Here is a 21,502-nt window from a genome sequence, read left to right as displayed (position 1 = left end):
CTCTTGCGGTCATGACAGCGCCGAAGGAGAACCAGACCACCCGCCGCCGCGCCCCCGCCATGTCGCCGGAGCAGCGCCGCGAAATGATCATCCAGACCGCGATCCCGCTGATCACCGAGTACGGAGCCGCGGTGACAACCGCGAAGATCGCCCGCGCCGCGGGCATCGGCGAGGGAACGATCTTCCGGGTCTTCGCCGACAAGGACGAGCTGCTGCAGGCCTGCGTGGCCGAGGCACTCTCTCCCGAGCACGCGGTCCGCGAGCTCGACGCGATCGACGTATCCCAGCCGCTGCCCGACCGGCTCGCGGAGGCGGCCGAGGCGCTGCAGGCGCACCTGTCCAGGATGGGCGCGATCGCCGGCTCGCTCGGGCATGGCGGCGGCAAGCACCCCGGCACGGTGCGCGGCGCGGGCCGCACCGAGTCGACGACCCGTATCCGCGCGGCCCTCGCGGATCTGCTGGAGCCCGACAAGGCCATGCTGCGCCGGCCGCCGGAGCAGATCGCGGCCCTCTTCTTCGGGCTGCTCTTCACCCAGCCGCGTACGGAGGACGAGCCCGACCTGACCTCGCAGGAGCTGGTGGAGGTCTTCCTGCACGGGGCGTTCTCGGGAGGCGCCAAGTGAGCGCGCGGAGAAGGCGCCTGAGGGTTACCGCCCTGGCCGTCCTGGCCCCCGTCCTGGTGTGGCTGGTCGCGGACCCACTCCTGGGGCACCGGCTGCGGATCGCCGACGGCGAGCAGACGCTCGACATCGGCGCCGTGGCCGTGGCGGTACTCGCACTGCTCGCGTCGCTCTCCGGCTGGGGACTGCTTGCCGCCCTGGAGCGGTTCGGGGCGCGGTGCGCCCGCGCCCTCTGGACCGGGCTGGCCGGCACCGTACTGGCCGTGTCCTTCCTGCCGTTCCTCGGCGACGGCATGGACGGCGGCACCCGGGTCTCCCTCGCTCTGATGCACCTGGCGGTGGCGGCGGTGCTGATCCCGGGGCTACGCGGCAGGTCCCCCGGGGCGCAAGCCGGTCCCGCCAGGGGGTGACCGCCAGACCAAGTGCGCCGCGAACAGCACCAGATGGAGGCAGCCTGGCTGAAGGTTGCCCCGCAATGTCCAGCTGCTTGTTCCCGATGGCTGCTCAGGGGTGCAGTCGCGGTGCCTCTTGGCCTGCAGACGTCCTGGCATGGTCAGAGGTGTCCAGCCAGGCACGGATGAGTGTGATGGCTTCGTCCACGAGGGTGGGTGGGGCGCCGGAGGACTCGATCGATGTGCGGGCTATTGCGGCGAGTTGGTGGTCGCTGAGGGCGAAGGCTGAGCGGGCCGTTTCGTACTCCTCCAGCAAGACGGGGCCAAACAGGAGGGGATCGTCGGCGTTGAGGGTGCAGCGGATGCCGGCGTGCAGCAGCAGCGGGAGGGGGTGGGCGGACAGGGACTTCACGACGCCGAGGGCGACGTTCGAGGTGGGGCAGACGTCGAGGACTACGCCTTCCGCAGCCAGGCGGGTGAGGAGTGCCGGGTCCTCCACCACTCGTACGCCGTGGGCGATGCGCCGCGCGCCGAGGACGTCGAGGGCGGCGCGTACGCTCGCCGGGCCGGCGAGTTCACCTGCGTGCGGGGCGGAGATCAGCCCGACGTCACGGGCGATGGCAAAGGCCCCGGCGAACGGCTCCGGAGAATACCGGGCTTCGTCCCCGGCAAGGCCGAAGGCGACCACCCCGTTGTCTGCCCGGCGGGCCGCGAGCCGGGCGGTCTTGATGGCCTCGGAGGGATCGGCGTTACGCCGGGCGAACACCACTACGCCGAAGCCGATGCCCAACCGGGCAGCCGTTCGGCGTCCTTCGTCGATCACCGCGTCCAGCACGTCGAGCGCGGCATGCGGATCGGCCTCGTAGGTCAGGGGGTCGGGAGCTGCTGCCGGTTTACTGAGTATGAGTGACTTCTGGTGAGCGGGAGTGAGTGCCGGGGCTGGATGCGGTTGTTCCGCTGTGCGTCAGGGGCTCCTGTGGCCTGGGGTGTGCTGTAGGCCTTCGCCCTCGGGAGGGGAACGGGAGTTCTTGGGTCCAATGGGTGACCTTTGTGGCGGTTGCTCGTTGACTGTGGTGACGGGGATCTTCGGCTGGGCGGGTTGCGGGAGGTGGCGGCGTCGTTCGTGGTGCCCGGTCCGGTTGGGGTGGCTGTTCGGGACCGGCTGCGGGTGAGCGCCTCGGATGCGGCGGTGCTCGCCGAGGTCGGCGTGTACTTAGGGTCGCTGGCCGCGGGTGATCTGGCGGAGCGTTCCCGGCAGGGGCTGGCGCATGATGCGGCCGGGTGGGCGGTGCGCAAACGAGGGCTGACGGGGAGGTCGTCGGCGCGCTGGGCGGGCAGTATCACCAAGGCCACGCACGACCAGTGGGCGCTGGCGAGGCGCGGACAGGCCGCGTATCTGGGCTGGCTGCGCGGGCAGATCGCGTGCATCGAGGCGCGGCTGGCCCGGCCGCTGGGCGCCAAGGCCGACAAGCGGGAATGCCTGCCGCGCGGATATGCCTCGCGTGGTGAGTGGCATGCCAAGTCCCGCCGCCTGCAGGGCTTGAAGGACCGGCTCGTGGTGGTGGAGGCGGACTGGAAGGCGGGCCGCGTACACGTGGTGCGCGGCGGCAAGCGCCTCGCGAACACCCGCCACCACCTTGAGGCGGCCGGGCTGGACGCAGCGGCGTGGCGGGAGCGGTGGCGGGCGGAGCGGATGTTCCTGGCCGCCGACGGCGAGTCGGGCAAGCGGTTCGGCAACGAGACGATCCGCGTCGCTGACACCGGACAGGTCTCGGTCAAGCTCCCGGCCCCGCTGGCCCATCTGGCCAACGCCCCGCACGGCCGCTACGTCCTGGACGCGGCCGTACGGTTCCAGCATCGCGGGCAGGAGTGGCGTGACCGGGTCACCGCGAACCGGGCGGTGGCTTACCGCATCCACCACGACACCGCGCGCGGGCGCTGGTATGTCACCGCGTCCTGGCAGCGCACCGCCGCCCCCATGCTGCCGCTGGAGGCGGCGCTGGCGCGGGGGGTGGTGGGGGTGGACATGAACGACGACCACCTCGCCGCCTGGCAGTTGGATGTGCACGGCAACCCGGTCGGCGAACCGCAGCGCTACTTCTACGACCTCTCGGGCGGTGCGGAGCACCGGGACGCGCAGATCCGGCACGCGCTGACCCGGCTGCTGCACCACGCACGCCGGTGCGGGGCCGCCGCGATCGCCATTGAGGACCTCGACTTCACCGACGGCACCAGCCGCGAGAAGCACGGCCGCAACAAACGCTTCCGCCGCCTGCTGTCCCGTTTCCCCACCGCCAAGCTCAAGGCCCGGCTGGTGTCGATGGCCGCCGAACAGGCAGTGGCGATCGTTGCGGTCGATCCTGCCTATACCTCCCGCTGGGGTGCCCAGCACTGGCAGAAGCCGATGAGCACCCCACGACGCAAGACGTCCCGGCACGATGCGGCGAGCATCGCGGTCGGGCGACGCGCCCTCGGACACCCGATCCGGCGACGGACGGCACCGCCCCCGCATCACCAGAGTGATGGTGCGGGGCATCGGACCGCCCAGGCCCGACCGGAAACCCGACGGCGTGAGGAAACCCGCCCCCACCTTCCCGGACCGCGCACCGGATGCGCGCCGCCCGGTGGTGGAGCGAAAGCGGGCGACCAGGGTGCCCAACACCGTTCGGGACACCCGGTTGAGCAGCAGTCCTGGCAACAGGACTCACAGTGATGATTGCGGTGGCACCGCTCGGAGGTCTGACTCAAGGACTCACTGGCGCTTCGGCTGTCTGTCGGGAGAACCGTCGGCCTGTCGGGCGGTGCCACCGCGCGCGCGTGCCGGTCAGGCGTTCGTGACCTCATAGGAGCCCGGCCAAAGGTCCCATCACTGTCTTGTCCGTCCGCCCGACCGGCGCGTGCCCTCCCTGATGCGTCGTACGGAAGGACAGCACGTCCAGCATGGCAGCAGATGAGATAGCGGTCATTGGCGGGATCGACACCCACACCGACCTGCACCAGGCGGCCGCGATCGACACCGTGGGCCGGCACCTGGCCACCGAGCCGTTCCCGACCGGTCCCGCCGGCTATGAGCAGCTGCTCCACTGGCTGCGTTCGCACGGCGAGGTTCTGGCGGTAGGCATCGAGGGCACCGGCGCCTACGGGGCCGAGATCGCCCGTTTCCTGACCACAAAGGGTGTCACCGTCATCGAGGTCGACCGACCCGACCGCAAGGCCAGGCGGGACAATGGCAAGTCCGACCCGGTTGACGCCTACGCCGCCGCGACCGCCGTGCTGTCCGGCCGGGCCTCGGGCATTCCGAAGACCCGCAACGGGATCGTGGAGGCCATCCGCACCCTGCGGGTGGCCCGCAGTTCGGCCGTCAAGGCCCGCACCCAGACCATCAACCAGATCCGCACGCTCATCATCACCGCACCGGCCGCGGTGCGCGAGAGGCTGCGCGGCCTGGCCACCGGCGAGCTGATAGACGCCCTGGCCCGGTCCCGGCCCGTGGGCGACCTCGCGGATCCGGACTGCGCGGTCAGGATCACGCTGCGACGGCTCGCCCGCCGCTGCCAGCGGCTGGAGGAGGAAATCGCCGAAGCCGACGCGGACCTGGGCCCGCTGGTCACCCGGGCCGCACCACGGCTGATCGCTCTGCCCGGCGTCGGCCCCGAGAGCGCGGGCCAGCTGCTGACCACCGTCGGCGACAACCCGGACCGCCTGCGCTCGGAAGCATCCTTCGCCCACCTGTGCGGTGCCGCCCCGCTGCCGGCCTCCTCCGGCCGCACCAACCGGCACCGCCTCAACCGGGGCGGAGACCGCCAAGCCAACCGGGCCCTGCACACGATCGTGCTGGTCCGCATGCGCCACGACCAGCGCACCCGCGAGTACGTCGCCAGACGCACCGCCGAAGGCATGACCAAGAAGGACATCATGCGCTGCTTGAAACGGTTCGTCGCCCGCGAGGTCTACCAGCATCTACCCCGCCCTCACATCACCGCCGAACAGCTCAAACAAGCCGCTTGACGGTCTATAGGAGCTTCTCCCACTCAGTCTTTAGGAACGGTTCACGTGTGGCTCGATCCAAACCGCTCCGTCCGCGGCGGCGTCCTCAACTACTTCCCGCACCGACCGCAGCAGGTTCTCCCGCGGGCCCTCGCGGACCAGCCGCGCGGCGACACGGTACAAGGGCATGAAGTCCTCGAACGACGCGAAGTCGCCGGGCAGAACCGGCGGTTGGTCGCCATGCTCGTCGGCGAGTTCCGCGAGGGTGGCAGGGCGCATCGCGCCCTCGAGATGCACATGGAGATGGGCCTTCGGCAGACCGGCCAGGCTTCGCATGGTGTATCACTCTACGGTCATGTCGATGAGGGTCATTTGACGTACGACGGTCACCATGTGACCGGTGTGATTACGGTGTCGAAGCCTTCCTGGACAGCCCCGTTCACCAGGTTGAGCCCGCAGTTGTTCCGCAAGCTGATGACCGCACTGCGCCGTGAGGACGTTGGTGCAGTGCGGCCGGGCAGCCCCTGGAGCCTGCCGTTGCAGGACCGCGTGCTGCCGGTGGCCGCCTACTGGCGCACGACCCTGGCATGCGGCAGCTTGCTCCGCTCTTCGGCGTCTCGACACCGCAGGCCAGCAGGCATGCCGGAGATCAATCACGGGACAGTCTCAGCCCGGCTCACCAACGCCTGCCCTGTAACGACTCAACTGGCCGCGCGCATCCGGGGCTTCGTCCAGCACTTGTACGACGCTGCGAGAAGTCTGCTCAGCAGATCGCCGGCCTGTTCGGAGTGCCGAAATCCACGGTGTACGGCCCCCTTGAGACAGCCACTGGGCGCTTCGCCAGCCGATGGGCCCTGTTGGCGAAGGCACGTCCTCATCGGGCACCGCCCCGTGATCCAGGATGGTTCGTCGGGCATCGTTCAAGGTGCAGCCACGGCCTCGGCCTCGGCCAGCGGGGGCAGATGCCGGATGGTGCGGCTCAACGTGGCGCCCAAAGCCACGACCGCCATGACGGACGCGATCGACAGCAGAGCGGCCGTCACACCCCAGCGGTCCAGGATCAGTCCCGAGGCGAGCGGCCCGACCGGGGTCACCGCGCTGCCGATGAGGGCGAGGCTACTGATCACTCGGCCCTGCAAGTGGTCGGGCGTGATGGTTATCTGGTAGGTGTACAAGATCGCGTTGGCCGCCGGGGCCAGGAAGAACGCCACGGCCAGCAGCGGCCCGATGGCCCAGGCGGTGGGATGGACTGCCATGGCGGGGATAGCCGCGGCCGCCACCCAGAACATCGCCAGGACGACCGACGCCGGGTTGCGCCGCTGCAGCCGGGGGGCGGCCAGCGCGCCCAGTAGTCCCCCGGCGCCGGAGATCGCCATCATCAGGCCGACATCGGCCGGTGCGGCGCCGCTCTGCCGGGCGGCGACGATCACGGTGAAGGTCAGCGCGGAGAACACCAGGCTGAAGCCCGCGGCCGTCACCAGCAAAACGCGCAGGAACCGCTGCCGCCAGGTCCAGCGCAGGCCCTCGGTGATGTCGCGCAGGAGAGTGCGCGACCTGTCCGCGACCGGGGCGGCGGGCGTCGGGGATTTGATGGCGAGGACCGCGGCGAAGGACAGCAGGTAGGCCAGGAGCTCTCCGGCAAGAGGGACTGTTCTCCCCAGGTTGAACAGCAGGCCGCCCAGCGGAGGGCCGGCGATCGAGGCTCCGTACTGGCGGGCTTCGTTGTGCGCGAGGGCCTGAGGCAGGTGTTCGGCGGGAACCACCCGCCGTAGCATCGCCGTCTCCGCCGGTTGGAAGAACACGCCGCAGGCGCCGCTGATCACAGCCGCGGCGAGCAGCATCCGCCAGTCGAGCAATCTGAGCAGCGAACCGGCGACGGTGGCGGCGAGAAGAGCAGCTCGCATGAGATCGCAGCTGAGCATCGTGCGCCGCCGATCCCACCGGTCGACCAGGGCGCCCGCCGGCAGGCGCAGCGCGATGCCGGCGGTCATTGCGGCGGATCCGATCAGCCCGGCGTGGACGGCTGAACCGGTCAGCTCCAGCGCCAGCAGAGGGTAGGCAACGGAGGCGACCTGGGAGCCCAGCGTCGAGGCCAAGGCGGCACTCCAGAGGAGGACGAAGTCGCGGTTGCGGCGCAGTGGCTCAGCCATGATCGCGATTATGTACAATCTTTAAAGAAGGTACAACTAAGAGTGGTGAGGAACTGCCGTCCTGTGCAGACATCGATGCCACCGCAGTCCCCTTCACCGAGGCGAGTGGATCGTGCTCAGCCGCCATGGCAAGCCGGTGGTCGCTTCGGTGTCGATCGCCGATCTGGGAGGGCTTCAAGCGACGTCCAAACGGCGGCTGAGCAGGTCATCACCCCGGGGCGGTCGTCGTTCGTCCGTGACCGGCCGCCCCCGCGCTCCGCCACGCCGTTTGGACATCGCGGCCCAGGATGTCCGCCGGGCGACGCCTCCTGCTGCAGCTCGACTAAATGTGATGCAGCAGGACGTTGGTTCCACGAGGTCCTCGAACGTGAGCTGCTGCGGGACGGTGCCGAGGTGTTCCGGCGGATGGTCGAAGGTAGGTGATGCGGTAGTCGCTGCCGGAAGGTCGGCTGATCGGCGGCTTCCCGCCGAGAGCGGTGTGCGGGCGCTCACTACATCGTGAAGGTCTCGCTCGCCGACAAGGATGGCAAGCAGATCGGCACCTCCAGCACCGTCACCACGACCGTGCTGCCCGGGGTGAGTGTCGAGGAGCGAATCGTGCCGGTGGCGAAGGATGTGAGCGGTGGCAGCACCGCGGACACCAGCACGGCCACGGTAACCGTGGTGGACCGGCTGCCCACGCCGTAACGGTCGAGACGGTTACCGCTCCCGGACTGCGTAGGTCAGGTGGGTCACCCGCTGCGTCGGCTGCGCGCGGACCGGCTCCAGGGCCACGCGGCCCGCGTCCACGCCCTCGAACAGGCGGATTCCGGAGCCGAAGAGCACGGGTGAGAGCGCGATCGAGAACTCGTCGACCAGGCCGGCGTTCACGTACTCCAGGATCGTTGCGCCGCCGCCCGCGATGCGGACGTCTCGGTCGCCGGCGGCCTCGCGGGCCTGGTCGAGCGCGGTCCCGATGCCGTCGTTGACGAAGTGGAAGGTGGTCCCACCCGGCCGCTCCCACGGGTCACGCTTCTCGTGCGTCATGACGAAGACCGGCGTGTGGAACGGCGCCTCCTCCGGCCACGCCTGCTCGCCGAGGTCGAACATGCGCTTGCCCATGACACTCGCGCCGGTGCGCTCGAACGTCTCCCGCGCGACGTCATTGTCGCGCCCTTCCTCGCCGCCCTCGCCGAGCTTCAGGTTCTCCCGGAAGAACCGCTGCGGGAATATCCACTGCTGCAGTTCCATCCACTGCGCCGCCCAGCGCTGGAGCTGCGGGTCGTCCTGCCGCTCAGGCGAGACGACCCCCTCCAGCGACTCCGGCGCGATGAACCCGTCCAGCGACATCGACACGCTGAAGAACACCTTCCCGGCCATCAGCCCTCAACGCCCTTCCGAACGGTCTCGGTGACATAGGCAGCCAGGTTGCTCAGGGTCTGCTGGCCGCCCTCGATCGCGTGGTACTTCTCGACCGCCTCGTCGCGCAGTTCCTTGGTGGGGAACACCGTGCGCATCTCGATCCGGGTCGCCGCGCCGTCGGGCGCGAACGTGAGGACCGACTCGAAGGCGTTCGGGTCGCCGCGGGACTCACCGTGCAGCAGCGCGATCCCCTCCGGCGGGACGATCTCGGTCCAGGAGATCCACTCCTGGTAGTCCGTCCCGTCCGGCCCGTGCATCACGAAGTCCCACACCCCGCCGACGCGGAACTCGAAGGACCGCGTGGTGGTGCTGAACCCCTCCGGACCCCACCACCGCGACAGGTGCCGCACCTCGGTGAACGCCTCGAACACCAGCTCCCGTGGGGCGTCGATGACCCGGGAGATCACGATCTCGCGGTCGGCCGTCGGGGACTGCGCCGGCACTCCTCGTTCCGTCGCGCTCATCAGCTACTCCTCCTGCCTTGCCTGCTTGAGGTCCTGCACATACGCGTCCAGCCGGTCGAAGCTCTCGTTCCAGAACCGCTCGAACCCGCCGGTCCACTCGTGAACCGGTCGCAGCCCGCGGGCGTCAAGGCCGTACAGACGCTGCTTGCCTGCCTTGCGGTCCCGCACCAGCCCGACCTCCCGAAGCACCCGCAGGTGTTTGGACGCCCCCGGCTGGGTCATCCCCAGCTCCTGGGCCAACTCGGTCACCGGCCGCTCACCCGCCCGCAGCAGCAACAGGATCTCCCGGCGCTGCGGCTCCGCGATCGCGTTGAAGACGTCCGACGTCGTCGCTGCTCGTGCCATGGCAGCCATCATATTCCCATATCGGCATGCGTCAAGCCGAGAGGAATCAAGCGGGTCCTGCCGGATGACGATTGCAACCCTTGTCAGCGGCTGCGGGAAACGCGTATCCCGCAGATTGCACGGGCGACGGCGCCAGGGAGCGCGATGGGCGACCAGCACCCCACCGGCTGGCGCCCTACGCCACGGCCGGCGTCATCGCGAGTCACAGGCGCGACCCGCCCGGGCAACTGTCGACGGACTTCACGCCCACCCAATGCACCAGGCGCCCAGCATGTTAGGGCCAGGGACCCCTGATCTTCGGTGCTGGTGACAACTAGGCTGCTTCGACCGGTCCCATACGCCAGCTCATCCGGCCCTGCCGGTGACAACTCTGAGCTCCGGCTCAGGATCATGCGACCAGTCGGCGCCGCGCACGCACGCGGCCGGCCGGGCTAGAACAGGCGGTCTGGGTAGTCGGCGACTTGCCGGCAGGGAAGCGGCGTAGCGCTGGGGAGGTCACACACCGCTTCCCTGCTGCTTGCCGAAAACGGATGGGTAGATCCGCCTGCCGTGCGGGGTGCGGCCAGAATCACCACCATCAACTCAGAGACACCTTCCGGATCGCCATCGGCTCGATCGGCGGCACGTTGGCCTTCGGTGGCATCGGAAAGCCGCTGACTGCGTCGGCTGGAGGAGGAGCTGGAGCGATGAACGTTGAGCATCGTCCCTGGTGTTGCTGCCGCCGCGGGCCAAGGACCTCGCACACTAGCCGTCAGCGGCGGGGGTGGCCCTCTTCCAGCGGTCGTGGACGGGAGGGTCAGCCGGGCCAGGTGCCTGTGAGGCGGCGGGTGGCGGTGGCGCCGCCGCGGTCGACGGCCGCTTTGACGCCGGCGAAGATCGCGCCCTGCAGGACGGCTGCCGACACCACCTCGCGCCAGGTGCGGTGCTCGTCGGGGGCGTCGGGGGCGTCGGGGGCGTCCTCATCGTGCCCGAGCTTCTTCTCCGACCGGCTTGTAGGCGATCTTCGAGGCTTTCATCGGTGCCTCCTGGAACGGCGGATGAGCAGTACCGCGATGAGTGCGCCGGCGGCGAGCAGCGGGGTGCGCTTGTCTCGCGCCGCTTGCATGCCCTGGCCGGCCTTCTCGCGTACCGGTTCCGGGGCCTTGTCCCGGGCCAGGTCCGCGACGTGCACGGCCTGGCCGCGGACCTGCTCGGTGGCCGCGGCGGCCTTGGTACGCACCGGCTCGGGGGTCCTTTCCTGTACCGCGTGGGCCGCGTGCGCGGCCTTGTCCCTCAGCTGGGTCCTGACCTGGGTGGTCTTCTCGGTGACCTGCTGTTTGACGGCCGTCGTCTTCTCCTGGGCGCGGGTCTTGATGTCGCTCTTCGCCGCGAGCGCCTCGACGGTCTCGCCGAGTTCCTCGCGGGTCGCCTCCACCCGCTCCCGCAGTTCCTCAGGGGAAGGGGTTGCCTCATCGCCCGGGTGCGGCTTGTCCTTGGTCATCGCTGTGCCCTCTCCTTGATCTCGGCCGCATCGGCCTTGACGCTGTCCACGGTCCGCTGGGGCGTCGGTGGGGATGCCTTGCTGACTTGCTGCTTGCCGAGCGCCGCCATCAGCGCGGTGACGGCGGCCAGGACGCCGGTGACGATCAGCGCCGCCATCCACACATCCATGGCCAGCGACAGCGCGGCGATCACGGTGGCCACCAGGGCCTGCAGGGTGAGCACACCCATCAGGCCGGCGCCGCCGAACAGGCCACGGCCCTTGCCGAACCGCTTGCCCTTCTCGGTCATCTCCGCCTGCGCCAGCCGCATCTCGTCACGGACCAGCTGCGACAACTGTGAGACTCGTGGGGTGCCGCCGGGGGCCGGAGCCTGACCCGTGCGACAACTGGCCTCAGCTGCCTTGGAGTAGATCTGTCGGTTCCGGCCCCCCGGCGATGCTTGCTGCCGCCGGACCGGCGGGCGTGTCCCGATAGGGGCCTTGCCCTACAAGGCACCATCACAGTTCTGACCGCCCACCCGGCCCGGCGTCGGCCATCAGCCCCAGCCGATGAAGGAGCCGCGTGACCGTCACCAGCATGCCCCAGCCGACCCTGCCCGCACAGCGGGCAGCACAGCCCGCGGAGGACGTGATCCTCGGGGTCGACACCCACAAGGACGTGCACGTCGCCGCAGTGATCACCGTGCTCGGCGCACTGCTGGCTCACCAGGAGTTCCCGACCACCGCTGCCGGATACCGCCAACTCCTCGCCTGGGCCCGCTCCTTCGGCATCCTGCACCGTGCCGGAGTGGAGTGCACCGGATCCTACGGAGCCGCCCTGGCGCGCTTCCTGCGGCAGGAGAACATCCAGGTCATCGAGGTCAACCAGCCTGATCGTGCCACCCGGCGCAAGCGGGGCAAGACCGACGCCGTCGACGCGGACGCCGCTGCCCGTGCCGTTTTGTCCGGACGCGCCACCACCACGCCGAAGACGGGTGAAGGCCCGGCCGCGGACCTGCGCGTCCTCAGACTGGCCAAGGAACCGGCCGTCAAGGCCCGCACCCAGGCGATGAACCAGCTCAAAGCCGTACTCCTGGGCGTCGACCCCGTACTGCGCGAGTCCTTGTCCGGACTCAGGAACCCGGCGCTGATCGCGCGGTGCGCGGACGGCCTTGCCGACAGCAACGACGCGGCCGCCTTCACCCTCCGGCTCCTGGCCCGCCGCATCCAGCACTTGACCTGCGAGGTTAAGGATCTCGCCCGCCGAGTCACCCGGGCCGTCCGCGCACACCGCCCGCAGCTGCTGGAGATCGTCGGCATCGGGCCGGACAGCGCCGCAGCCCTCCTCGTCGCCGCCGGCGACAACCCCGACCGGATCGCCACCGAGGCGTCATTCGCCGCTCTGTGCGGCGTCAGCCCGGTCGAACAGTCCTCCGGCAAGACCCAGCGCCGACGGCTAAACCGCGGGGGCAACCGGCAGGCCAACGCCGCCCTCTACCGCATTGTCATGACCCGCATCCGCTGGGACGAGCGCACCCGCTCCTACCTGGAGCGACGCACCAAACAGGGCATGTCGAAGCGTGAGATCATCCGCTGCCTCAAGCGCTACGTCGCCCGCGAGATCTACCACCAGATCCAGCCGAAGACGGTCACCCCAAATCCCTCTCCCGCAACTTGACGAAACATAGGGGCATCTACTGCGAGGCACGCTGGACCAGGTCGCCCACCGGTTCCTGTGCTCCGGCATCGGTGCGGTGGGAGCTGTCTGCTGTCATGGGTGCTCACCTGCCCTTCGGCGGCGTGTGCGGCAGGCCCGGCGGCCGTTCGTTCGCCCTCGCGCGGTCATGGCCTGCCCGGTGGTTGGACCGGCTGTCCGAGTACCCCCACGTCAGCACATCACCGCCCGTCAGAACAGCCCGATCGCGCCCCCGCCGCCACGTCGGAGAGGTAGCGGGCACCGCTGTGCACCCGCTCGGCGGCCACCGTCAGCGCCGGCACCCCACAGGCGGCACCGGCTGCCGGCCACACCGGCGCGACGGCACCCAAGAAAGCGAAGGCCGCGCCGGTGCGCCCGGAAGGGAAGGAAGAGCTGTCCGGGCACTCCTGGAGTTCCTCCGCCGGGACCCATTCCCGTGGCGGACGGCGCCGCCGGTACAGCTTCTTGGCGACCGCATTCGACAGCACCTGGGCCACCGTCATGGCAGCCACCCCCGCGGCTGCAGCCGTACGGCCGCGCCACCCACCGAAGGCGGCCATCGCTGTGGCCGTCACCCACCACAGCTCGGTGTGCTCTGGCCGCTTCCTGCACCGCGGGCGCGAAGCGCCGCGCCCAGAGCGGTCCCGTCCGCTGCCATGGTCGACAGGCTCGCGGTCTTCCTGGGGTGGATGCACCATCACGGTCTCCGGCGGCTCGGCACGCAGGACCACCTCCGACTGCCCGGAGGTCTGCATCATCCCGGAACCCGCTCTCTCAGGTGACTCCCGAACGGACCTGCCAGGCGGGAGGCAGCCGTGCCACCCTCTGAGACGGATGCAGACATATCATCCGAAAACTGGCAGGCTGTGAGACCGTCACTCACCACGCTGAGGACCCCACCGCATGGCTCACGAAGCCCCGCCCACCCCTTCGGCCCCAACTCCTCGCCCCGACCTTGCCCTGGCTCAGAACTGCAGGCACTGCCATGAGTGGGGCACCGTCGTCACGCCCGCGGGCCACCACGAGCTGTGCCCGGCCTGCCAGCACCGCACCAGCGAAGTCATCGACACACGGCTGCCTGAAGAACCGGTCGACCGCGCGTCCGCCCACCCGTAAGTCGCCGGCGCGCAGAGCGGCGTCCACGTCGCCCGCCTGAGCCGCGGCCACGAATCGCTCGTTGGCCGAGCGCATCATGGCCGACACCGCCTACCGTCTGCTGCCCGCCAGACGGCCCCTGCCTAGGACGGCGCAGCCCCTGCCGACCGCCTCCAGCGAGGTAGCTGATCTCACCGCAGGCGTCGGTCAGGCGGTGAAGGGCGGCGTCTGCTGCCGTGTCTGTCACGACGACCCGCACGTCAGCCCGTTCCGCGATGCGATGACGACAGCCATCACGAGCAGCCACCCCACCGAAGCCTGCGCCAAGCGCAAGGCCGATAACAACCGCATGCGACACGCCGACCGAGACCTGGCCGAGCAACTCGACTTCGCCATCAGGCGGCTCAGCGGCTCAGCATTGGCAACGATCGCCTGTGACGTGGTCGGCGTTTGCCGCAGGCGACATCACTGCCTCTCCTCTTCGAGTGCAGTCTCGGTCGGCAGAACTGCCCTGCGCGACAGGCAGTTGCGGCCGCACGGCCGCCGGGCCGCTCACACGGCGGGCTGCAAGTCATGACAGCTGTGTTGCTTGAGGGCGGCAGGATTCGCCGTTCCACGACAGTGTTTCGGTAACGGCGATGCCGAACACGGCACATCCCTGGATTGGGCAGCTATGCCAGAAAGCTGGTGATCACGGGCGTCCCCGTCTTCCTCTGTGGATCAGTCGGGGTTGCTCACACCCCAGGGTCTCAGGGGCGCTCGGCGAAGTGGCCGCGCTCGCAGCGGGCTCCGGCGCGGACAAGAGCCACAAGGTGAATCCTGTTCACGGTCCGCCGACCGCAGGCCGACACGGCGATCAGCCGTGAATGGTGTTGAGGACAGAGGCAAGCTTTTCGGGCGCACTGATCATTGCCATGTGACCGGTGTCGAGATCGATGACGTCGGGCCGAAGCAGCGCGATGGATCGCTGCTGGAGTTCCTCGACGTAGCACTGGTCCCGCGTGAGGTGCACGTACGTCCGAGGGATCTCGCGTCTGTAGCCGCTCAGGTCCACGGTCTCGCTCAGCAGTGCGGCCGAATCGTCGGAAAGCCGGTCCAGGGTGGACGTGGCAGTCGCCTCGTCCATGTCGTTGCACAGCATTGCGGCGGCGCCCTCGCGGGTCTGATGGTAGACGCCGTCGACGATGGACTGCTCCACCAGATCCCGGACTTCGGGATCGATCTGGTCAAGCACCCGGGATCTGTCCGTCGGCACCACGGCCGACACGAGGACGACGTAGCGGATCCGGTCGGGTATGAGATCCAGGACGCGCGGGATCGTGACCCCCGCGAAGGAGTGACCGACCAGTACAACGTCCCGCAGGTCCTTTGCTTCGACATCCTCCCGGACCGCATCGGCGCAGTCCGCGAGAGTGACCGTGCCCAGGTCGACTTCGGCCCTGCTCCCGCGCCCCGGAAGATCGACTGCCAACGCTTCCGCACCGAGATGGGGGATCAGCTCGTCCCAGCAGTTCGCACCGAAGCTTGCACCGTGGATGAGAACAAACGCCATGGTTGACCTCCTCGTCAACGACTTTAACCGAACCTTAAGTGAATTCAGTTCTATTGGGGAGCTTTACGACAGAGCGAATGAGAGACGAGACGGAGCGGTTGGGGTTGCTCATGCCGCCAGGGTCTCGGAGGGCTCGACGAGGTGGCCGCGTTCGATGCGGACCCCGCCGCCGACGAGGGCGACGAGGTGGGGTGCGTTCACGGATCGCCAGCACGCCTGGGCGGACTCGACGAGTTTCAAGACCATCGCGCGAGCGGCGGCCGCACTGCCTGCTCCCTCGGTGACCTTGGTCCAGATGCCGGAGTTGATGCGCCAGGCCGAGAGTCTGCGCGAACTGCCGGCGCGGCGGCGGCTCGAGGACCGCGAGCGGGTACGCAGCTCCCCCAGCAGTGCATCCACGGCACCCTCGCGAGGGCGCGCCGGTGGGTACGGCACCGATGCGGGCGGCGAGCTGGGCAAGCTGGTCAGGGATGAGGGCGGGATCCTCGGCAGCAACCACCAGGCGAGGTCATACTCGCCGGCGAAGAGGTGCGCGTACCCGCCGGCGAGCCGGGTCTCGCCGATCCCACGCCGGTCGTGCAGGGCTGGACTGCTACGCGGCCGCCGGCCGCGAGGGTCTGGCGTAATCAGGTGACCGGCTGACTCACCCGCCGCATCGCCGCCGACGGTGCGGCAGGTGACCGGCCGGCTCACCCGCCGTCCCACGGCCCTGAGCGAGGAAGACCGTGCCGCACTGAAGGACGTCCCGGCCCGCCGCCCCGAGCTGGACACCGCCTCCGAACACGTCCGAGCCTTCGGCGAATTCCTGAGCGACCGACTCGGCGCCACGCTCCCTACCTGGATCAACGCCGTCGACGCCAGCCAACTGCCTGGCCTCACCAACGTCGCCCTCCACCTGCTCTGCGACCTCGGCACCGTGACCGCCGAACTCACCCTGCACTGGAGCTCCGGCGGTACCGAAGGCGCCGCGAACCGCACCAAAAGGATCAAAGGGCAACTCCACGGGTGAGCCGGATGCGAACTACTCCACAAATGATCTTGCTTCAGTGGCACTCCGCGAGCCGAACTGGCGCTACTCAGGCCGGGGTTGAGTACGTGTGCTCATACCCGGTGCCCCCTGCGCGGCCAGTATTGGTGCAACGGCGCAGCCGAGAGCGCCGGTCCGATCCAGCTAAGCCTGTTGGGGGAATTTCTCATGTCGCGACGTATCGTTTTGTCCGTGACCGCCGGTGTCGCCGTGCTCGCAGGTGCCGGAGCATTCGCCGTCGCTTACGCCGGGGACCAGCCGCTATCTGTGGCGCACAGCACCACCCGCTACGCCGCCCCCGACGGCGACCGCGGCGGCTCGTTCACCTTCACCACTGACGTCACGGCGTCCTCGGGCATCAAGGACGTGAAGGTCCTGGCCTGGCCGGCGAACTCGTCGTTCGCCAAGCAGCAGCTGACCGCGAAGGATATGGCCGCCGTGGAGTCGGCCGTCTGCAAGCCGTCCGGTGAGGACACCGTTCACTGCACCTATACCGTCACGGTCACCCGCGCCGAAGCCGACGCGTCGCCGCGCGGTCTGTGGCACGTCGCCGTCCTGGCCACCGCCAAGGACGGCGACACGACCCTGGACACCAAGGCAGCCGACTTCACCGTTGAGTGAGCCTGACACGCAGGTGATCGTGACATGGGTCCAGTTGGGGCCCATGCGCTCCCATCTCCGGGGCAGAGGAAAACAGGTCACGATGTCGGCGGACGAGCCGTAGCGGATGTCGGTCGACGGTGGGGAGTTCGAGGTCAGCCAGCCGGACGGCAGCCCGAGCGCCTACGACTCCACCCGGCTGACCGGGCCGACCCACAGGGGCCTCGGCCGAGGTAGCGAGTCCTTCAGGCCGACCCGCGAGGCGGACACCGTGTGCCTTCGTTCCCTTCAGCTGAGGCGGATGATGTTGGTTCCGGCGGCTGTAAGCACGTGCGGACGTACGTCTTGGCCAGGCGCCACAGTAGCCCCGATGGCGCAGGCCATGAGCGTGGACCGGTTCGGAGACAGTGGCCTCGCAGCCCGCGCGGATGGCATGGCGCTGCTGCCAGTGCCGGCCCTCAAGATCGAGACAGACCAAACGGAGTCCTACTCGCTAGTGTGCTGCGACCGGGAAGCTTCGCCGGTTTGGGCCAGGGCTGCGGCCAGCAGGGCTTGCGCTGACTCACGCATGAGGGTTGCGGCCTCCACCTGTGACACACCGGCGATGTCCACCATCCAGACCCACGCCTCGATTCCGCAGCCGGCGCGAATAGCGACAGCGAGCCGTCTGCGGTCGATGTGCGGGTGCGACTCGGCCAGCGGTGCCAGGGCGTCCTCGATCCATGCGATGGCCCTGCCTTGTCGCAGCACTGGGCGGGCCTCGCGCGGCGTCTGTGGTTCCTGATCCAGGGACAGCCGCAGTGCGGCTCGCAGCTGCGGCTCCCACCTGCGCAAGATCTCCGTCTGCTCGGCCATGACCAGGTCGAGGCGTGCGTGGACGTCATCGGGTGCGTCCTGGTCGAGCAGGCTGGGCCGGTCGATGGTCGGTATCGCGGCCAGGAGCAGGTGTCTCTGGTTCGGGAAGTAACGGTAGGCCGTGGTACGGGAGATGCCGGCGGCGTCAGCCGACTGTTCAACGGTCGGGGTGTGTCCGCTCTCCAGCAGAGACCGGGCGGCCTCGACGAGAGCGTCGCGAGTGCGCTGCTTCTGCCGGATCCGTCCCGTCGACTCATATGGTACTGCCATACCGTCATGGTACATTAGTCCCATGAATGATCCTGTGGTCACCGACCCGCAGCTGTACCGGGTCGTGTGGGAGAACGAACGTGTGCGGGTGTTGGAGTACCGCGATACGCCGGGCGATGCGACGCACCGGCATGCCCATCCGGACACCGTCATGGTGACCCTCTCCTCGTTCCAGCGGGTGATCTCGGCCGGAGGCCAAGACGTCCCGGTCGCCCTTGAGGCGGGACAGGTCCGCTGGCTGGACGCACAAGAGCACCAGGGCCGCAATGTGGGCCAGACGGTCACCCATTCCATGTTCATCGAGCTCAAGGAACCCCGGCCCGGCGCCCCGCGCACAGATGCCGCATTGGGGCCGTCCGCCTCCTGAACACGGCTCGTCACCCCTCAGGCACGGCGTGCCCAAAGGGCGGCCGCGTTCGGATGCGAGCGCGTTCCTTGCGTTCGGCGGCCAGGAGGTCGCGTTGGCGCTGCGCCAGCGCAGGCAGGCGTGCAGGGCCCGAGTCTGCACGGTGTGATTGGGATGGTCAGAGTTGGCGGGGGGCAACTGCCTCAGCAGTCCGAAGTGCATCTCGATCGGGTTCGCCCACGAGGCGTAGGCCGAGGTGAGGCACAACTCGCCCTTGTGCGTCTTCGCCAGCGGCAGATGCCGCCGCCCTTGTGGGCGGACTCAGCAGTCCGCGCAGAGCGGTTGCCGCTCCAAGCAGGCTGTTCGAGTACGGGGCTGCGATGCCTCCGGCGAACCGGTCCGTGAGAAGCGCCGGCTTGATCAATCGCCGATGTCCTCCACGATGTCCTCCACGATGATGTCGCCGAAACGGGCGAGTGCCCGCGGGCGGGAGCGTGAGCGGGAACAGCGAGAGCGCGGGGTGACCTTCGCCACATCGGAGGTCTTCCCGCGGGCAAGTGGTTTCATCCTGCACTTGTTCCCCGCCTGTTGCTCCTGGCGCACCGTTCCCGCACGACGGGCACGTGTCACCCGATCTCTGACACGACGTCAAATCAGCGCTCCGGAGCAGGAGTAGGCCGGAACGTCTTCGTCCGAGAGATCGGCGACAGTTGCCGACAAGAACTCTCATGGGCCGTTTCAGCCTCTAGTCTGCTGCCAGACCCCCCACAGGGCCTTCCCCCGCGGCGTGGGCGGGACTCCCGCCCGTACCACCGAGAACAGGCGGCCGAGGGCATGCAACCACTGCACCCAGAAGATCCCGAGCAGCTAGGGCCCTACCGTCCCGTGGCCCGCCTTGGAGCAGGCGGGATGGGCCGGGTCTATCTGGCCACCTCGCCGGCCGGCCGCACCGTCGCGGTCAAGGTCATCCGTCCCGAGATGGCCGAGGACAAGAACTTCCGGATCCGCTTCCGGCGTGAGGTGGCGGCCGCGGCGGCGGTCGGCGGCGCGTACACGGCGTCCGTGGTGGACGCTGCGCCGGACGACGAGACGCCATGGCTTGCCACCGCCTACGTACCCGGCCCCACCCTGGCCGAGGCGGTCGCCGCACACGGGCCGCTGCCGGTGGAGACGGTCCTCGCGCTGGGCGCGGGCATCGCCGAGGCGCTGATCGCGGTGCACGCCGAGGGGCTGGTGCACCGCGACCTCAAGCCGTCCAACGTGCTGCTCGCCGCGGACGGTCCGCGCGTCATCGACTTCGGCATCGTCCGGGCCCGGGACGGCTACCAACTCACCGGCTCCAGCGGACTGTTCGGCTCGCTCGACTACGTCTGTCCCGAACAGGCCACCGGCCATCCGGTGGGACCGGAGGGAGACGTCTTCTGTCTCGGCTCGGTGCTGGCGTTCGCGGCGTCGGGACACGCGCCGTTCAACGGGTCCGCCGCGGCCACCCTGCTCTACCAGGTGGTCCACGGTTCGGCCGATCTGACCCTGGTGCCCGAGCCACTGGACAAAATCATCAGCCTCTGTCACGCCAAGGACCCGTCCCTTCGTATCGACCCCGACCGGCTCTCTGCGGCCTGCGCGCCCGGCGGTGCCGAACAGGTGCTGACGGAGGGCTGGCTGCCCGCGCGGGTGGCCGCGATGGTCGACGACCGCCGGGCGGCCGCGACGGATCTCGACCGCCTCGCGCGGACCCTGGCACCCGCACGGCCCGCAGCCGACGCAGCCGACGCCGGGGCTCCCACCGCGTCCGCCCGATACGGGTCGGGCCGGACGCCGGTGGGGCCGTCGTCGCACGGGACCGACGGCGGAGTCGGCGTGGCGGACCCGGACCGCGTCCTCCCGGCCGGAGACGCCGACAACCGCGCCGCCGATGGAACCGGAGCCACCGGTGGAGCGCCGCCCACCGCCGAGCCGCCGGAGCGGAGACCCCCGGCGGCCGCAGCCGACTCGGCGGAACTGGCGGAACCGGCGGAACCGGCGACGGAACGTTCCGCCGCGGCCGCACACCGCCGTGCTCCCGAACGCTCCCATGTCGGCCGGCGCACCCTCCTCGCCGTAGCCGCCGGCGCGGCCCTCGTCGGCGGCACCGCCCTCGTCGTCAGAGGAAGAACCGGCGGGCAGCGGGCGCGTCGGCCCGGCCCCGCCCCCGAGCCGACCTGGGTCTACCGCGGCGGCCCGCTGCTCCAGACCCCAGCCGTCTTCAACGACGGCACGGCCCTGCTGAAGAGCCGCCCGGGCAACATGATCTGCCTCGACATGAGGAACGGATCCCAGCCCAAATGGGTCTACCAGGGCATCAGCCTCTCCCCCAGTCCCGTCCTGCTGGCCAACGACGCCGCGGTCGCCCTCGGCACCGGCGCGACTCTGATCGGCGTCGACCTGGCCGACGGCGCCGAGAAGTTCACCCTCAACTTCGGCCAGGACTTCCAGTTCGACCAACTCCTGGGTGGATACGACGGCCATGTCGTCTCTGTCCTCGGCGCCAGGCTGGAACGCCGGTCCGAGGAGCAGGGCGTGGCGACGTCCACCAGCGCGGTCTTCGGCGTCGACCTCAGGGCCCGCCGGGCCGTCGTCATACCGATCGACCCCGAGGACGTCGGAGTTCCCCTCAAGCCCGTCATCACTTCCGACTACTTCGTCTACGCCGACGGGCTGCGCAATGTCACGGCCCGCAGCACCCGCGATGGCGGTGGCCTGCGCTGGCGGTACCCGGTGGGCTACGACCTGCGGCCGGGTCTCGCGGTGCTCGGCGGAACCGTCTTCGCCATCGGCTCCGAGTTCATCGCCCTGGACCTCGCCACCGGAAAGCTCCGCTGGAAGGCGAAGGCGGAACGCGGCATGTTCGCCTCCCTCGGGACGGGCGGCAACACGGTCTACGCCACGGGCACCGATCCCTACGGCGTTCACGCCTTCAACGCGGCGACCGGCGCCCGGCGCTGGTTCTGCGAGACCCCCCTCCTCAACGTCAACCACCCGATCGCCGTGGGGGCGCACGCCGTCCACGTGCCGGCCTTCGAGAACAAAAACGGCTTCTACGCGATCGACACCGCCTCCGGCCGTCTGCTGTGGAACTTCACCGACGGCCGCGAGACCGGCGTCAACGACTGGCAGCTCTCCTGCGACGGGGCCGGACACCTCGTGGCCCAGCACTTCGACCGGACCTACGGACTGCCCGTCACCTGAGGACCGGGACCGGGA

The 21,502-nt window shown here is 69.5% G+C and carries 24 protein-coding genes and 4 pseudogenes; 13 read left to right on the top strand and 15 right to left on the bottom strand.

Annotation, left to right across the window (positions count from 1 at the left end):
- Positions 1 to 11: 11 nt before the first annotated feature.
- Positions 12 to 623 (top strand): TetR/AcrR family transcriptional regulator, encoded by a 612-nt coding sequence (locus QFZ76_RS47790; RefSeq protein WP_307679566.1) that lies wholly within the window; start codon positions 12 to 14, stop codon positions 621 to 623.
- Positions 620 to 1,030, top strand: coding sequence for a DUF6069 family protein (locus tag QFZ76_RS47785; protein WP_307679565.1), 411 nt, complete (start codon positions 620 to 622; stop codon positions 1,028 to 1,030). The genes QFZ76_RS47790 and QFZ76_RS47785 overlap by 4 nt, the downstream gene beginning before the upstream one ends.
- A 94-nt stretch (positions 1,031 to 1,124) precedes the next feature.
- On the opposite strand, the gene QFZ76_RS47780 is transcribed toward QFZ76_RS47785, so the two are convergent.
- Positions 1,125 to 1,847 (bottom strand): adenosine deaminase family protein, encoded by a 723-nt coding sequence (locus QFZ76_RS47780; RefSeq protein WP_307679564.1) that lies wholly within the window; start codon positions 1,845 to 1,847, stop codon positions 1,125 to 1,127.
- A gap of 333 nt (positions 1,848 to 2,180) precedes the next feature.
- Here QFZ76_RS47780 and QFZ76_RS47775 point away from each other — a divergent pair, with 333 nt between their 5' ends.
- Positions 2,181 to 3,725: a transposase gene (locus QFZ76_RS47775; protein ID WP_307679563.1), complete on the top strand. Its 1,545-nt coding sequence runs from the start codon at positions 2,181 to 2,183 to the stop codon at positions 3,723 to 3,725.
- Positions 3,726 to 3,952: 227 nt separating this feature from the next.
- The gene (locus tag QFZ76_RS47770) at positions 3,953 to 5,020 is read left to right on the top strand and encodes an IS110 family transposase (protein WP_307672140.1); all 1,068 of its coding nucleotides are present in this window, start codon (positions 3,953 to 3,955) and stop codon (positions 5,018 to 5,020) included.
- A 30-nt stretch (positions 5,021 to 5,050) separates the two neighbouring features.
- On the opposite strand, the gene QFZ76_RS47765 is transcribed toward QFZ76_RS47770, so the two are convergent.
- Entirely contained in the window at positions 5,051 to 5,335 is a 285-nt protein-coding gene (locus QFZ76_RS47765; protein WP_307679562.1) for a hypothetical protein, read from the bottom strand.
- Positions 5,336 to 5,392: 57 nt separating this feature from the next.
- Between QFZ76_RS47765 and QFZ76_RS47760 the strand changes: the two are divergent.
- Positions 5,393 to 5,637, top strand: a pseudogene (locus QFZ76_RS47760) (transposase family protein); the annotation flags it as partial.
- Between the two features lie 282 nt (positions 5,638 to 5,919).
- On the opposite strand, the gene QFZ76_RS47755 reads toward QFZ76_RS47760, so the two are convergent.
- Positions 5,920 to 7,149, bottom strand: coding sequence for an MFS transporter (locus tag QFZ76_RS47755; protein WP_307679561.1), 1,230 nt, complete (start codon positions 7,147 to 7,149; stop codon positions 5,920 to 5,922).
- A 498-nt stretch (positions 7,150 to 7,647) separates the two neighbouring features.
- Between QFZ76_RS47755 and QFZ76_RS47750 the strand changes: the two genes are divergently transcribed.
- Positions 7,648 to 7,836, top strand: coding sequence for a hypothetical protein (locus QFZ76_RS47750; protein ID WP_307679560.1), 189 nt, complete (start codon positions 7,648 to 7,650; stop codon positions 7,834 to 7,836).
- A 12-nt stretch (positions 7,837 to 7,848) separates the two neighbouring features.
- Here the strand turns inward: QFZ76_RS47750 and QFZ76_RS47745 are convergent, their stop codons facing one another.
- The 6 genes and pseudogenes from QFZ76_RS47745 to QFZ76_RS47720 form a co-directional block, all read right to left on the bottom strand.
- Entirely contained in the window at positions 7,849 to 8,508 is a 660-nt protein-coding gene (locus QFZ76_RS47745) for a dihydrofolate reductase family protein (RefSeq protein WP_307679559.1), read from the bottom strand.
- Positions 8,508 to 9,014: an SRPBCC family protein gene (locus tag QFZ76_RS47740; protein ID WP_307679558.1), complete on the bottom strand. Its 507-nt coding sequence runs from the start codon at positions 9,012 to 9,014 to the stop codon at positions 8,508 to 8,510. The genes QFZ76_RS47745 and QFZ76_RS47740 overlap by 1 nt, the downstream gene beginning before the upstream one ends.
- 3 nt (positions 9,015 to 9,017) lie before the next feature.
- Positions 9,018 to 9,359: a metalloregulator ArsR/SmtB family transcription factor gene (locus QFZ76_RS47735; RefSeq protein WP_168509396.1), complete on the bottom strand. Its 342-nt coding sequence runs from the start codon at positions 9,357 to 9,359 to the stop codon at positions 9,018 to 9,020.
- 796 nt (positions 9,360 to 10,155) lie between these two features.
- A pseudogene (locus QFZ76_RS47730) lies at positions 10,156 to 10,375 on the bottom strand (DUF4235 domain-containing protein).
- Complete coding sequence (locus tag QFZ76_RS47725; protein WP_307679557.1) at positions 10,372 to 10,839, bottom strand: DUF3618 domain-containing protein; 468 nt, start codon at positions 10,837 to 10,839, stop codon at positions 10,372 to 10,374. Before QFZ76_RS47725 ends, QFZ76_RS47730 begins: the two are co-directional and overlap by 4 nt.
- Complete coding sequence (locus tag QFZ76_RS47720; protein ID WP_373464578.1) at positions 10,836 to 11,252, bottom strand: phage holin family protein; 417 nt, start codon at positions 11,250 to 11,252, stop codon at positions 10,836 to 10,838. The genes QFZ76_RS47725 and QFZ76_RS47720 overlap by 4 nt, the downstream gene beginning before the upstream one ends.
- A gap of 149 nt (positions 11,253 to 11,401) precedes the next feature.
- Between QFZ76_RS47720 and QFZ76_RS47715 the strand changes: the two genes are divergently transcribed.
- Positions 11,402 to 12,496, top strand: coding sequence for an IS110 family transposase (locus tag QFZ76_RS47715; RefSeq protein WP_307679556.1), 1,095 nt, complete (start codon positions 11,402 to 11,404; stop codon positions 12,494 to 12,496).
- A gap of 218 nt (positions 12,497 to 12,714) precedes the next feature.
- Here QFZ76_RS47715 and QFZ76_RS47710 read toward each other — a convergent pair whose 3' ends face one another.
- The gene (locus tag QFZ76_RS47710; RefSeq protein ID WP_307679555.1) at positions 12,715 to 13,089 is read right to left on the bottom strand and encodes a phosphatase PAP2 family protein; all 375 of its coding nucleotides are present in this window, start codon (positions 13,087 to 13,089) and stop codon (positions 12,715 to 12,717) included.
- Between the two features lie 328 nt (positions 13,090 to 13,417).
- Here QFZ76_RS47710 and QFZ76_RS47705 point away from each other — a divergent pair, with 328 nt between their 5' ends.
- Entirely contained in the window at positions 13,418 to 13,630 is a 213-nt protein-coding gene (locus QFZ76_RS47705) for a hypothetical protein (protein WP_307679554.1), read from the top strand.
- Between the two features lie 61 nt (positions 13,631 to 13,691).
- Positions 13,692 to 14,186: a hypothetical protein gene (locus tag QFZ76_RS47700; RefSeq protein ID WP_307679553.1), complete on the top strand. Its 495-nt coding sequence runs from the start codon at positions 13,692 to 13,694 to the stop codon at positions 14,184 to 14,186.
- A gap of 279 nt (positions 14,187 to 14,465) precedes the next feature.
- Here QFZ76_RS47700 and QFZ76_RS47695 read toward each other — a convergent pair whose 3' ends face one another.
- Both QFZ76_RS47695 and QFZ76_RS47690 read right to left on the bottom strand, forming a co-directional pair.
- The gene (locus tag QFZ76_RS47695; RefSeq protein WP_307679552.1) at positions 14,466 to 15,161 is read right to left on the bottom strand and encodes an alpha/beta fold hydrolase; all 696 of its coding nucleotides are present in this window, start codon (positions 15,159 to 15,161) and stop codon (positions 14,466 to 14,468) included.
- A 108-nt stretch (positions 15,162 to 15,269) separates the two neighbouring features.
- Positions 15,270 to 15,452 (bottom strand): annotated as a pseudogene (locus QFZ76_RS47690) (IS256 family transposase); the annotation flags it as partial.
- A 385-nt stretch (positions 15,453 to 15,837) separates the two neighbouring features.
- On the opposite strand from QFZ76_RS47690, the gene QFZ76_RS47685 reads away from it, so the two are divergent.
- Entirely contained in the window at positions 15,838 to 16,170 is a 333-nt protein-coding gene (locus QFZ76_RS47685; RefSeq protein WP_307679551.1) for a transposase, read from the top strand.
- A 186-nt stretch (positions 16,171 to 16,356) separates the two neighbouring features.
- Entirely contained in the window at positions 16,357 to 16,809 is a 453-nt protein-coding gene (locus QFZ76_RS47680) for a DUF5707 domain-containing protein (RefSeq protein WP_307679550.1), read from the top strand.
- A gap of 465 nt (positions 16,810 to 17,274) precedes the next feature.
- Here QFZ76_RS47680 and QFZ76_RS47675 read toward each other — a convergent pair whose 3' ends face one another.
- On the bottom strand, positions 17,275 to 17,913 hold the full coding sequence (locus QFZ76_RS47675) for a TetR/AcrR family transcriptional regulator (protein ID WP_307679549.1): 639 nt from the start codon (positions 17,911 to 17,913) through the stop codon (positions 17,275 to 17,277).
- Positions 17,914 to 17,935: 22 nt separating this feature from the next.
- Here QFZ76_RS47675 and QFZ76_RS47670 point away from each other — a divergent pair, with 22 nt between their 5' ends.
- Positions 17,936 to 18,280: a cytoplasmic protein gene (locus tag QFZ76_RS47670; protein WP_307679548.1), complete on the top strand. Its 345-nt coding sequence runs from the start codon at positions 17,936 to 17,938 to the stop codon at positions 18,278 to 18,280.
- 10 nt (positions 18,281 to 18,290) lie between these two features.
- Here QFZ76_RS47670 and QFZ76_RS47665 read toward each other — a convergent pair.
- Both QFZ76_RS47665 and QFZ76_RS47660 read right to left on the bottom strand, forming a co-directional pair.
- Positions 18,291 to 18,579 (bottom strand): annotated as a pseudogene (locus QFZ76_RS47665) (hypothetical protein); the annotation flags it as partial.
- A gap of 100 nt (positions 18,580 to 18,679) precedes the next feature.
- The gene (locus QFZ76_RS47660; protein ID WP_307680397.1) at positions 18,680 to 18,826 is read right to left on the bottom strand and encodes a hypothetical protein; all 147 of its coding nucleotides are present in this window, start codon (positions 18,824 to 18,826) and stop codon (positions 18,680 to 18,682) included.
- A 342-nt stretch (positions 18,827 to 19,168) separates the two neighbouring features.
- Here QFZ76_RS47660 and QFZ76_RS47655 point away from each other — a divergent pair, with 342 nt between their 5' ends.
- Positions 19,169 to 21,487, top strand: a complete 2,319-nt coding sequence (locus tag QFZ76_RS47655) for a PQQ-binding-like beta-propeller repeat protein (protein ID WP_373464471.1) — start codon at positions 19,169 to 19,171, stop codon at positions 21,485 to 21,487.
- Positions 21,488 to 21,502 lie beyond the last annotated feature (15 nt).

It is taken from the genome of Streptomyces sp. V4I2 (genome assembly GCF_030817655.1).
Taxonomy (GTDB): Bacteria; Actinomycetota; Actinomycetes; order Streptomycetales; family Streptomycetaceae; genus Streptomyces; species Streptomyces plumbiresistens.
The sequence above is the reverse complement of the archived record's forward strand: the minus strand, read 5'-3'. Positions and strand labels throughout refer to the sequence as shown.